Raw genomic sequence first — 10,547 nt, 5'->3', positions numbered from 1 at the left:
CGTGATTCCAGCGACGAGGTTTGTCACTTGGCACAATTGTCACCGAGGACAAGAGCGCGGGTTTCGGCGCCTCAGTGCCGCGGCGTGAGCCGGTGGTGCGTCCGGCTGATGAGCGCGGCGAGGAGCTTGCCCGCGCCGGACACCGTCTGCGGGTGCAGGCCGGTCAGCGCGGCGATGCGGCGCAGCCGGTAGTCCACCGTCCGCGGGTGCACGGTCAGGTGCCGCGCCACCCGCTGCCGGTCGCGGTCGAACGCCAGGTACAGGTACAGCGTGTGGATGAAGTCCTGGTGGTCGGCCAGCGGGTCGAGCAGGGCCGTCATCGTGGAGGTCAGCTCGCCGTTGGCGAGCATGGCCTCCTCCAGCGGGTGCGCGTCCACGCTGGTCGGGCTGGCGGCCAGGGCGAGGCTCGCGTAGGTCGCCGCCCGGCGGGCCTCGGCCACCAGCTCGTCCCGCTCGGTCCCCCGGCCGACCCGGGAGACCCCGATCGGCAGGTTCGCGACCAGCTTCTCCAGCCGCCGCACCAGCCGGTCCTGCTCGGCGCGGACGGTGCGGGTCGACGTGCCGGAGACCAGCGCGGTCACGCAGCCCGGCGTGACCAGGTGACCCGTGCAGCGGTCCAGCACGTCGGCGCAGACCTGTCTGCGCCGATCCGGCCCGTCGGCGCACGTGGTGAAGTCGACCGTGACGGCCGCCAAGTGGGTCGTCTCCGACAACTCCGGACCCTCGCCGCCCACCGGCACGTCACCGTCGAGGCGCACGCGCACGCGGTGGCCGGGTTGTTCCGGGATGAGCGGGGCATGACGCGATAACTGCGATTGTGGTGCCATGAGCACTTCCCCCAGGGTTCTGCGACGATGCACAGCTCGTCACGGTCGGTGACGAGCCTGGTACACGGCTTCGAGTCAACCAACCGCCACATGAGCGTGCACCCGTCCAGATGGACCAATAGAGAGCGCTCGGAACCGACATCCGGGCTAACGCACGGCGATAGCGTTCCTGATAACGGGTGAGCGGTCAGCCCGAACGGCGGGCGACGAAGGTCGTGGGCAGCACGACCGGTTCCCGCGTCGGCGCCGCGCCTTCGAGCCGGGACAGCAGCAGGCGCGCGGCGGCCTCGCCCATCTCCCTCATCGGCTGGCGCACGGTCGTCAGCTCGGCGTGCGCGGCGATCGGTATGTCGTCGAAGCCGACCACGGCGACGTCGTCGGGCACCTTCCGCCCGGCGGCGGCGAGCGCCCTCATCGCGCCGAGCGCGGACAGGTCGTTCTGCGCGAAGACGGCGTCGAAGCGCAACCCGGTCGCCATCAGCTTCTCGGTCGCCACCGCGCCGCGATCGGTGCCGAAGTCACCCTCGACCACCAGCCTCGGGTCGACGTGCACGCCCGCCTCCCCGAGCGCGTCCAGGAACCCGTCCAACCGCTCCCGCACGCACCCGAAGTTCGACGGCCCGGTCACCACGGCGAAGCCCGTGCGGCCGGCCGCCACCAGGTGCCGCGCCGCCGCCTGCGCGCCCTCGCGGTTCGTCGTGGAGACCGACGGGAACCCGGGCCGGCTGCCCCGGTCGTCGATCATCACCACGGGCAGCCCCTGGTCGTGCAAGGTCTCGATGTAGCTCAACGTGTCCGGCGGCTCGATCACCAGCAGCCCGTCGAACGCCTTCGCGGACACGTGGCTGGCGAACTGCGCCAACGACTCCGCGCCGCGGTTGACGGTGTAGAGCAGCAGCCCGTAGCCCTCGGCCTCCAACTCGTCCACCGCGCCCTGCACCACTTCACCGGTCCACGGCCAGGTCAACGACGGGACCAGCATCCCGACCGTCCTCGCCCGCCCGCGCGCCAACCCGACCGCGCGTGCGCTGGGCACGTACCCGACGTCCGCGATCACCTGGCGCACCCGTGCCGCCGTCGCCGCGTCGACGTCCGGCTTGCCGTTGAGGACGCGGGACACGGTCGCTTTGCTCACCTGGGCACGTTGGGCGACTTCGGCGATCGTGACTCGCACAGTGCACTCCTCGACTACGGTCAACGGTGACCCCGGAACCGGTACCGAAACCGGTTACGGACACGCAGTCAACCGCTACGTGCACGCAGCGTCAAGAGTCGGAAGTGCGGGGACGACCCGGACACACCGGTCAGGCGCGCCCATTCGGGTCCACCGGCCCCGCGACCGGGCGAGCACCACGCGCCGAGCGCGATCCGATCGACCCCGGTCACGCGATCACCGCCCGGTCAGGCGAGCACCGCGGTCAGTCGGGCACCGCCCGGTCAGCGAGCGCCGGTCGGTCAGGCGAGCACCGCGCGGCCCGCGGCCGTCAACTCGGCGGGCACCCACGGTCCGGACGCGGCACGTGGCGCCGGGCGGAGCAAGCCGGCGTGCGCCAGCTCCCGCGCCGCGCCCTGGTCGCTGCACAGCAGCCCGTCGACCTTCAGATCGGGCTCGCTGCTGCGCGTCACCTCGGCACGCCCCGCCGCGATCGCCCGCAGCAACGCCCGCGCCCGGTAGTTCAACTCGTCGTCCATGATCTTCACCGTCATCCCCAGAAAGTCCTGCACCAGGCATATCGCCGCAGCGTCCCGAAGTCTTACTTGGGTAGGGTCGATCGCATGGGGACGATCACGGCCGTCAGCCGGAGCGGGGAGCACGCGTTCACCAAGCCCAACCAGGACTCGGTCACCCTGCTCGCCGGGCTCGGCGTCGAGGGCGACGCGCACCAGGGCGTCACCGTGAAGCACCGGTCACGCGTGAAGCGCGACCCCACCCAGCCGAACCTCCGCCAGGTCCACCTGATGCACGCCGAGCTGCACGACGAGCTGAACGCCGCCGGTTTCCGGGTCGAACCGGGCCGGCTGGGCGAGAACGTGACCACGCGCGGCGTCGACCTGCTCGCGCTGCCGACCGGCACGCGCCTGCACCTCGGCCCGCACGCCGTCGTGGAGGTGACGGGCCTGCGCAACCCGTGCCCGCAGATCGACGCCTTCCAGGACGGCCTGCTCAAGGAGGTCGTCGGCCGCGACGAGCACGGCAACGTGGTCCGCAGGGCGGGCATCATGTCGATCGTCCTCGTGGGCGGCGAGATCCGCCCCGGCGACGAGATCCGCGTGGAACTGCCCGCCGAACCCCACACCCCGTTGATCCCGGTCTGACGGAGCCGCGGCCATCCGCCGCACGAAGCCTGATCGTTGTCGAAGCACTACTCTCCGTGCCCGTGACAGGACTTCTCACGGGCGCGGTCGCGCTCGTCACCGGGGCCGGTGGGCTCGTCGGGCACGGGATCGCGCTGCGGTTCGCGCAGGCCGGGGCGGCGGTGGTGGCGCACAGCCGACGCGGTGACGTGACGGCGCTCGTCGACGGGATCACGGCGGCCGGTGGACGGGCGGTCGGGATCAGGGCCGAGCTGACCCACGAGGACGAGTGCCGCCGGCTGGTGCGCGAGGCGGCCGAGTGGGGCGGTCGGTTGGACGCCGTGGTGAACAACGCGGGCGTGCAGCCGGTCCAGGAGCTCGCGGGCATGACGGCCGCGCAGTGGCGCGAGGTGGTGGACGTGAACCTCACCAGCGCCTTCTCCTGCACGCAGGCCGCCGCGGAGGTGCTGCCGGCGGGCGGTTCGATCACCCACATCGCCTCGATCGAGGGCACGCGCCCCGCCGCCGGGCACGCGCACTACAGCGCGTCCAAGGCCGCCCTGATCATGCACGCGCGGTCGGCGGCGTTGGAGTACGGGCCGCGTGGCATCCGCGTCAACACCGTCTCGCCCGGCCTCGTCGACCGCCCCGGGCTCGCCGACGACTGGCCCGACGGGGTCGCCCGCTGGACCGCCGCCGCGCCGCTCGGTCGGCTCGGTCGACCCGAGGACGTTGGCGACGCCTGCGTCTTCCTCGCCTCGCCGATGGCGTCCTGGGTCACCGGAAATGACCTGGTAGTGGACGGCGGGGTCAGCGCCCGACCCACTTGGTGAGCAATTCCCGGTGAATTGGAAATGTTAATTCACAGATTACGACATACCGGTGAGATGAGAATTCGAGCGACTACGCGCCATCCGATCGGGTCACCCCGGTGCCATGCGACGAACACGAACCCTCATGGCTTCCCTGTTCGCGTCCGGCCTGCTGGCCGCTCCGCTGATCGCCGCCGGCACGGCGTCCGCCGCACCGGCGGAGACGGACCTCGTGCTGGCGGTCTACCAGGAGGAGACCGGAGTGGACAGCACCCGGCTGACCTGCGATCCGGCGGCCGGAGAGCACCGGGCCGCGCAGGCGGCCTGCGGTGAGATCGAGGCCGCCGACGGTGATTTCACGCAGTTGGCCGGCACCGAACCGCAGGTGTGCACCTTCGACTACCGGCCGGTGACCGTGGTCGCGTTCGGCTCGTGGCGGGGCACTCCCGTGCAGTACGTGGAGGAATTCGCGAACCGGTGCGTGATGGAGCAGGAGACCGGCGCCGTTTTCTCGTTCTGACCAGCTGACCGGATCACCAACCACAACCCACGACGACCCCGCAGCCGAACACCGGCCGCGGGGTCGTCACCTGTTTTCCCACCATTTCGCGCCCGCGGGCGAACCCGTGCCGCGCGCCGAGACGGATGTTGTCGCGAAGGTGGTTAACCCTCCGGCACGGGGGTAGGTGGGTAGGCGAGAGCACGCCGACCTTGAGGAGTCAGTCGTGGACGAGAACCAGGTGGGTGCGGTCCGCGAGACCGCCGGGCAGGAGGGCGCAGCCGTGGCGCAGCACGCCAGGCAGGCCGCCGGAGAGGTGCGGTCGACCGCGCGTGAGCAGGTGGGACAGGTGGCCCACGAGGCGACTGGCCAGGCCAAGCACGTGGTGCACGACATGCGGGAACGGGTCGCGACCGAGGCCGAGGAGCAGGCGCGGCGGGTGTCGCGGCAGATCGACCGGATCGCCGACGAGCTGGGCACGATGGCCGACGGCTCCGGCCCCGACTCGCTGACCGCGGGCGCGTTGCGCCAGGTCTCCGACGCCGGTCGGCAGGCGGCGCGCTACCTCGACGAACGGGGTGCGCGCGGGCTGCTCGACTCGGCGCAGGACTTCGCGCGGCGCAAGCCGGGCACGTTCCTGATCGGCGCGGCGGTGGCCGGTTTCCTGGTCGCCCGCGCCGCGAAGAGCATGAACGCCGGCAACCAGCAGGCGCAGCCCCAGCACGGCTACACCGACCACGTGCCGACCACGCCGGTGACCACGCCGACCGCCGCGCCGATGCCGACCTCGACGCCTTCGTCGCCGTCGCCGGTGCCGGCCGAGTACGGGATGCCCGCGCCGCAGGTCCCGGCCGACCACCGGACGCCGTCGCCGCGCGCCCCCTACCAGCCGGAGGGATCGCCGTATGTCCAGCGCTGAGGCCCGGATGACGGGCAACCGCACGCCCGACGGCCGGGTGCCGGGCGACCAGGCGCCGACGAGCCAGGTGCCGGAGAGCCGCGCGCCGAGCGGGGCCGTGCCGGTCACGGAGCCCGTGCCGCTCGCCGGCACGGTGTCCTCCGCGACCGGGACCGTGCCGCCGACCGGGGGCGCGCCACACCCCCGCGTCGTGCCGCCGACCGGGGCGACACCGCCTCTCGGAGCCGTGCCGCCGCGCGGAGCCGTGCCGCCGACCGAGGACGAGCCCTCGCTGGGCCAGCTCGTCGGCGACCTGGCCGAGGACCTGTCCCGGCTGATGCGCCAGGAGCTCGAACTCGCCAAGGCCGAGATCCGGCAGGAGGCCACCAAGGCGGGCAAGGCGGCCGGGATGCTCGGCGTGGCCGGGTTCGCCGGCTACATGACCGCGGTCCTGCTCAGCCTCGCGCTGGCGTTCGGCCTGGCCACGTTCATGGGCCTGGGCTGGGCGACGCTCGTCGTCGCCGTGCTGTGGGGCATCGCCGGGTTCGCCCTGTTCTCCGCCGGCCGCGCCCGGCTGCGCAAGGTGAACCCCAAGCCGGAGCGCACCATCGAAACCTTGAAGGAGGACGTGGAATGGGCCCGTCACCCGACCAAATAAGGCACGACATCGACCGGACCCGCGCCGAGCTGGTGGCGGACGCGAACCGGATCGTCGACCACGCCAGGCCGCGCAACATCGCGCACCGCCGGGCCGACCGGGTCCGGCACCGGATGAGCACGTTGAAGGAGCGAGTGATGGGCACGGTTCCGGAGACCGCGGCGACGGTGCAGGACCGCACGGCGGGCATGGCGACCGCCGTCGGCGAGCGCGCGCAGGACGCCGCCTCGACCGTCGGCGACAAGGCGCAGCACGCCGCGGCTGCCGTCGGCGAGAAGGCTCAGGAGGCGGCGCACGCCGTGCAGCAGGCGCCCCACCAGGCGCGGCAGCAGGCACGCGGCAACCCGCTGGCGGCGGGGCTGATCGCGTTCGGCGCGGGTGCGCTGGTCGCCACGCTGATCCCGGCGACGCGGGCCGAGCAGGACGCCGTCCGGCAGCTCGGTGAACGCGCGGGCAGCGCCATGGAGCCGGTGAAGGAGGCGCTCGTGGAGTCCGCCCAGAAGTTGAAGGACGACGCGAGCACGGTGGTCGGCGAGGCCGCCGGCCAGGTCAAGCAGGTCGCCCAGGAGGCCACGCAGACGACCGTGGAGCAGGCCAAGGGCTCAGCCCAGGAAGTCGGCCAGCACGCCCGCGAGTCCGGCCACACCGTCAAGTCCGAAGTCCGCAACCAGTAACCGGTCACCACACGCCGACGGCGCCGCCCCTGCCGGGCCCGGCGCCGTCGGCGTGACCGGCCCCGGTGTCGTGATCGATGAAGGCTCCCGCGCGTCGACCGGCAGGCCGACCGGTCGTCAGGACTCCGCCGACAGGTCGGCCAGGATCGGTCGGGCCACGGCGAACGCGCGGTTCGCGGCGGGGAGGCCCGCGTAGACGCCCACCTGCAGCAGCACTTCCTTGATCTCCTCCGCCGTCACGCCGTTGCGCAGCGCCGCGCGCACGTGCATCGCCAGCTCGTGCTCCTGCCCGAGGACGGCCAGCATCGCGAGCGTGACGCACGACCGCGTCCGCCGGTCCAGACCCGGCCGGGTCCACACCTCGCCCCACGCGTAGCGGGTGATGAAGTCCTGGAAGTCGGCGGTGAACGCGTCGGTGCTCGCGACCGCGCGGTCCACGTGCTCGTCGCCGAGCACCTCCCGCCGCACTCGCATCCCCTCGTCGAAGCTCACAGGTGCGCCTCCAGGATCGCCGACACCTCGTCGGCCGCCTCCACGTTCGCCAGGTGCGCCCCCGGCACGAGGTGGAACGACGCGCCCGGCACCGAGTCGGCGATGAAACGCCCGCAGGCAGGCGGCGTGGCCTCGTCGGCGGCGCCCGCGACGACCACCGTCGGCGCCTCGATCACCGGCAGCACGGACCGCAGGTCCATCACCGCCAACGCCTCGCAGCACCCCGCGTACCCCTCGTCGTCCACTTCGGACAGACCGGCTTCGAAGGCCGCCGCCACCTCGGGCGACCGGGAGCGGAACGCCGGGGTGAACCAGCGGCCGGCCGCGGCGGACGCGAGGGAACCGGTGCCGGCCGACCGCACGGCCGCCGCCCGGTCCAGCCACGTCTGCGCGCTCGGGAACCCGGCCGCCGTGCAGCACAGCACCAACCGCTCGATCCGCTCCGGCGCGTGCCCGGCCAGCCACATGCCGACCATGGCGCCCATCGACACGCCGCAGTACGACACGCGGGCCAGCCCCAGCGCGTCCAGCAGCTCCAGCACGTCGTCGGCGAGGTCGTCGATCCGGTACGGGCCGGGCACCACCCCGGAGCCGCCGTGCCCGCGGTGGTCGTAGCGCAGCACCCGGAACCGCCGGTGCAGCACGGGCAGCTGCCGGTCCCACAACGCGGTCGTGGTGCCGAGCGAGTTGCCCAGGACGACGACCGGCGCGTCCGGCGGTCCGCTCAACTCGTAGTACGGCTTCACGGCCGGCTCCTCCCCCGGTGCGCCGCGAGGGCGCGGTCGGTGAACTCGCCCGCGCTGCCGGTGTACCCGGCCGGGTCGAGCGCGTCGTCTATCTCCTTCTCCGACAACCCGATCCGCAGGTCCGCCAGCAGCGCGTCGCGCAACGACTGCCCGGCCGCCACCGCGGTCCGGCACACCTCGGCGACCAGCTCCTGCGCCTCGGACCGGCCGATCCTGCCGGCCAGCCGCACGGCCACGTTCTCGGCCATCAGCAGCCCGCCGGTCAGGTCGAGGTTGCGGCGCATCCGCTCCGGGTCGACGCGCAGCCGCGACAGCAGCTCACGGGTGCCGCGCACCGCGCCGCCGACCAGCCGCAGCAGCTCGGTGACGGTCTGCCACTCGCTGTGCCACGCGCCGGCCGCCCGTTCGTGCTCCTGCGCCATCGACGACAGCACCGTGGCCACCAGACCCGGCACGCGGCGGGCGCACGCGGTCACCAGCACCGCGCGCACCGGGTTGTGCTTGTGCGGCATCGCCGACGACGTGCCGCCGTCGGCCTCGGCCACCTCGGCGACCTCGGTCTGCGCGAGCAGCACCACGTCCTGCGCGATCTTGGCCAGCACCCCGGACACCTCGCCGAGCGCGCCCGCCAGCTCCGCCACCCTGGTCCGGTTGGTGTGCCACGGGATCAGCGGCGCGACCAGGCCCAGCTGGGCGGCGAGCTGCCCGGTCAGGTCGACGCCCGAGCGCACCGCGGCCTGCGTGCCCGCCGCGCCGCCGAACTGCACGGCCAGCCGCTGGGTGCGCACCCGGGTCAACGCGGTCTCGGCCTCGTCCACCGCGACCAGCCAGCCCGCGCACTTGAGCCCGAACGTGGTCGGCAGCGCGTGCTGGGTCAGCGTGCGGCCGGCGATCAGCGTGTCCCGGTGCCGTCGCGCGAGCCGCTCGCACTCGGCGGCCACCCCGCGCAGCCCGTCCAGGATCGGCCCGAGAGCGCGGAAGGCGACCAGTGACAACGCCGTGTCGAGCACGTCCTGGCTGGTGGCGCCGTTGTGCACGGCCGCGCGGCCCTCCGCGGTGACGTGCGCGCCGATCGCCCGGACCAGCGGCACGACCGGCGTGCCCGACGTGAGGGCGCCCTCGCCGAGGGCGACCGGGTCGTAGTTGCCCACGTCGATGGCCGTGACGACCATCCGGGCGGCCTCCTCGGTCACGATGCCCGCCCTGGCCTGCACGATCGCCAGCGCGCGCTCGAAGTCCAGCATCGCGCGCAGCCACGCGCGGTCGCAGGTCTCGTCGTCCACGTCCGGGTCGGTGAACAGGGTGCCCCAGAGCGAGCGCGTGCCCGATTCCCGCGGCCCGGAGGACCGGCCGCCGTGCTCAGAGGTCGAAGAAGACGGTTTCATGCTCCCCTTGCAGGTGGATGTCGAAGCGGTAACCAGGTGGTTCGCCCTCGGCGATGAGCGTGGCCCTCCTGGTCGGGTCGATCGAGGTGAGCACCGGGTCGTCGGCGTTGGCCTCCTCGTCGGGGAAGTAGATCCGCGTGACCAGTCTCACCAGCATGCCCCGGCAGAACACCGACACGTCGAGGTGGGGTGCCTCCCAGCCGCCCGCCTCCGCACCACCGCCGGTCACGGGCAGCGGGCCTGGTTTGACGGTCAGCAGCGAGTACCGACCCCCGGGGTCCGTGGCGCTGCGGCCGAAGCCGCGGAAATCCTTCCACCGCACCGCGCCGCGCGGGTCGTCGGGGTGGTCGAACCGGCCGTCGGGGTCTGCCTGCCAGGTCTCGACCACCGCGTCCGGCACCGGCACGCCCGCGCCGTCGTACACCGTGCCGCCGATCCGGAACGCGCCCGGCGTGCCCTCGGGCACCACGAACGGGCCGTCGGGCCACACCAGGCCGAACGAGAAGAACGGGCCGACCGTCTGCGACGGGGTCGTCCGCAGCTCACTCATCATCGTCCTCCTCGTCCAGCGGGGTGGGGTTCTTGCCGCGCAGCACGATGTCCCACCGGTAGCCGAGCGCCCACTCGGGCACGGTGGTGCCCAGGTCGAAGCGGGCCACCATCGCCTCGCGGGCCTTCGGGTCGCGGACCGAGTTGAAGATCGGGTCGTGGCCGAGCAGCGGGTCGCCGGGGAAGTACATCTGGGTGATCAGCCGCTGGGTGAACGCGGTGCCGAACAGCGAGAAGTGGATGTGCGCGGGCCGCCAGGCGTTGTCGTGGTTGCGCCACGGGTACGCGCCGGGCTGGATCGTGGTGAACGAGTAGCGGCCCTCGGCGTCGGTGACGACCCGGCCGACGCCGGTGAAGTTCGGGTCGAGCGGCGCGGGGTGGCGGTCGGCGTCGTGCCGGTACCGGCCGCCCGCGTTGGCCTGCCACACCTCCAGCAGCGTGCCCGCGACGGGCCGGCCGTCACCGTCGAGCACTCGGCCGGCGACGATGATGCGCTGCCCCTGCGGCTCGCCGTCGTGGCCGAGGGTCAGGTCGTGGTCGTGCGGACCGACGCGGCCCTCGCCGAGCAGCGGCCCGGTGATCTCGCCCAGCCGCTGCGGCAGCAGCTCGAACGGCCGGTGCGGGGCGCGCAGCACGTTGGACCGGTACTCGGGGAAGCTCACGGGCGGGTGCGACGCGGTGTCCGGTCGATAGGTGTGGGTCGGCACCGAGG

The 10,547-nt window shown here is 73.2% G+C and carries 14 protein-coding genes; 6 read left to right on the top strand and 8 right to left on the bottom strand.

Features of this window, described 5'->3' with window-relative positions; all coding sequences use genetic code 11:
* Positions 1-71: 71 nt before the first annotated feature.
* The 3 genes from ACQPYE_RS13990 to ACQPYE_RS13980 all read right to left on the bottom strand — a co-directional run bounded on the left by ACQPYE_RS13990 (position 72) and on the right by ACQPYE_RS13980 (position 2,534).
* Positions 72-758 carry a helix-turn-helix domain-containing protein gene (locus ACQPYE_RS13990; RefSeq protein ID WP_498721572.1) on the bottom strand — a complete coding sequence of 229 codons (687 nt, stop codon included), beginning with the start codon at positions 756-758 and terminating at the stop codon, positions 72-74.
* Between the two features lie 256 nt (positions 759-1,014).
* On the bottom strand, positions 1,015-2,001 hold the full coding sequence (locus tag ACQPYE_RS13985) for a LacI family DNA-binding transcriptional regulator (protein WP_498721570.1): 987 nt from the start codon (positions 1,999-2,001) through the stop codon (positions 1,015-1,017).
* Positions 2,002-2,282: 281 nt separating this feature from the next.
* Complete coding sequence (locus tag ACQPYE_RS13980; protein ID WP_498721569.1) at positions 2,283-2,534, bottom strand: hypothetical protein; 252 nt, start codon at positions 2,532-2,534, stop codon at positions 2,283-2,285.
* Positions 2,535-2,603: 69 nt separating this feature from the next.
* On the opposite strand from ACQPYE_RS13980, the gene ACQPYE_RS13975 reads away from it, so the two are divergent.
* The 6 genes from ACQPYE_RS13975 to ACQPYE_RS13950 all read left to right on the top strand — a co-directional run bounded on the left by ACQPYE_RS13975 (position 2,604) and on the right by ACQPYE_RS13950 (position 6,663).
* Complete coding sequence (locus ACQPYE_RS13975) at positions 2,604-3,143, top strand: MOSC domain-containing protein (RefSeq protein ID WP_498721568.1); 540 nt, start codon at positions 2,604-2,606, stop codon at positions 3,141-3,143.
* A 62-nt stretch (positions 3,144-3,205) separates the two neighbouring features.
* Positions 3,206-3,955 carry an SDR family NAD(P)-dependent oxidoreductase gene (locus tag ACQPYE_RS13970; protein ID WP_498721567.1) on the top strand — a complete coding sequence of 250 codons (750 nt, stop codon included), beginning with the start codon at positions 3,206-3,208 and terminating at the stop codon, positions 3,953-3,955.
* Positions 3,956-4,079: 124 nt separating this feature from the next.
* Positions 4,080-4,454 (top strand): SSI family serine proteinase inhibitor, encoded by a 375-nt coding sequence (locus tag ACQPYE_RS13965; protein ID WP_498721565.1) that lies wholly within the window; start codon positions 4,080-4,082, stop codon positions 4,452-4,454.
* Positions 4,455-4,659: 205 nt separating this feature from the next.
* Complete coding sequence (locus ACQPYE_RS13960; protein ID WP_498721563.1) at positions 4,660-5,352, top strand: hypothetical protein; 693 nt, start codon at positions 4,660-4,662, stop codon at positions 5,350-5,352.
* Positions 5,339-5,989: a phage holin family protein gene (locus tag ACQPYE_RS13955; RefSeq protein ID WP_498721561.1), complete on the top strand. Its 651-nt coding sequence runs from the start codon at positions 5,339-5,341 to the stop codon at positions 5,987-5,989. Before ACQPYE_RS13960 ends, ACQPYE_RS13955 begins: the two co-directional genes overlap by 14 nt.
* On the top strand, positions 5,965-6,663 hold the full coding sequence (locus ACQPYE_RS13950) for a DUF3618 domain-containing protein (RefSeq protein ID WP_498721559.1): 699 nt from the start codon (positions 5,965-5,967) through the stop codon (positions 6,661-6,663). Before ACQPYE_RS13955 ends, ACQPYE_RS13950 begins: the two co-directional genes overlap by 25 nt.
* Before the next feature lie 117 nt (positions 6,664-6,780).
* Here the strand turns inward: ACQPYE_RS13950 and pcaC are convergent, their stop codons facing one another.
* Genes pcaC through pcaH form a run of 5 tightly spaced genes read right to left on the bottom strand, consistent with a single transcriptional unit; the run spans position 6,781 to position 10,542 of the window.
* Positions 6,781-7,155, bottom strand: coding sequence for a 4-carboxymuconolactone decarboxylase (gene pcaC, locus ACQPYE_RS13945; RefSeq protein ID WP_498721558.1), 375 nt, complete (start codon positions 7,153-7,155; stop codon positions 6,781-6,783).
* Complete coding sequence (gene pcaD / locus ACQPYE_RS13940) at positions 7,152-7,901, bottom strand: 3-oxoadipate enol-lactonase (protein WP_498721556.1); 750 nt, start codon at positions 7,899-7,901, stop codon at positions 7,152-7,154. Before pcaD ends, pcaC begins: the two co-directional genes overlap by 4 nt.
* The gene (gene pcaB / locus ACQPYE_RS13935; protein ID WP_498721555.1) at positions 7,898-9,286 is read right to left on the bottom strand and encodes a 3-carboxy-cis,cis-muconate cycloisomerase; all 1,389 of its coding nucleotides are present in this window, start codon (positions 9,284-9,286) and stop codon (positions 7,898-7,900) included. Before pcaB ends, pcaD begins: the two co-directional genes overlap by 4 nt.
* Complete coding sequence (gene pcaG / locus ACQPYE_RS13930) at positions 9,261-9,836, bottom strand: protocatechuate 3,4-dioxygenase subunit alpha (RefSeq protein ID WP_498721554.1); 576 nt, start codon at positions 9,834-9,836, stop codon at positions 9,261-9,263. Before pcaG ends, pcaB begins: the two co-directional genes overlap by 26 nt.
* The gene (gene pcaH, locus ACQPYE_RS13925) at positions 9,829-10,542 is read right to left on the bottom strand and encodes a protocatechuate 3,4-dioxygenase subunit beta (protein WP_498721553.1); all 714 of its coding nucleotides are present in this window, start codon (positions 10,540-10,542) and stop codon (positions 9,829-9,831) included. The genes pcaG and pcaH overlap by 8 nt, the downstream gene beginning before the upstream one ends.
* Between the last annotated feature and the right edge of the window lie 5 nt (positions 10,543-10,547).

The organism is Actinosynnema sp. CA-299493 (assembly GCF_050946825.1).
Lineage (GTDB): Bacteria > Actinomycetota > Actinomycetes > Mycobacteriales > Pseudonocardiaceae > Actinosynnema.
Note: the sequence above shows the minus strand (reverse complement) of the source record. Positions and strands in the feature narration are given on the sequence as shown.

Excerpts from the sequence above, each read along its gene's own strand:
- ACQPYE_RS13980 (WP_498721569.1), bottom strand. The coding sequence starts at position 2,534 with ATGACGGTGAAGATCATGGACGACGAGTTGAACTACCGGGCGCGGGCG.
- ACQPYE_RS13975 (WP_498721568.1), top strand. The coding sequence starts at position 2,604 with ATGGGGACGATCACGGCCGTCAGCCGGAGCGGGGAGCACGCGTTCACC.
- ACQPYE_RS13965 (WP_498721565.1), top strand. The coding sequence starts at position 4,080 with ATGGCTTCCCTGTTCGCGTCCGGCCTGCTGGCCGCTCCGCTGATCGCC.
- ACQPYE_RS13955 (WP_498721561.1), top strand. The coding sequence starts at position 5,339 with ATGTCCAGCGCTGAGGCCCGGATGACGGGCAACCGCACGCCCGACGGC.
- ACQPYE_RS13950 (WP_498721559.1), top strand. The coding sequence starts at position 5,965 with ATGGGCCCGTCACCCGACCAAATAAGGCACGACATCGACCGGACCCGC.
- pcaB (WP_498721555.1), bottom strand. The coding sequence starts at position 9,286 with ATGAAACCGTCTTCTTCGACCTCTGAGCACGGCGGCCGGTCCTCCGGG.
- pcaG (WP_498721554.1), bottom strand. The coding sequence starts at position 9,836 with ATGAGTGAGCTGCGGACGACCCCGTCGCAGACGGTCGGCCCGTTCTTC.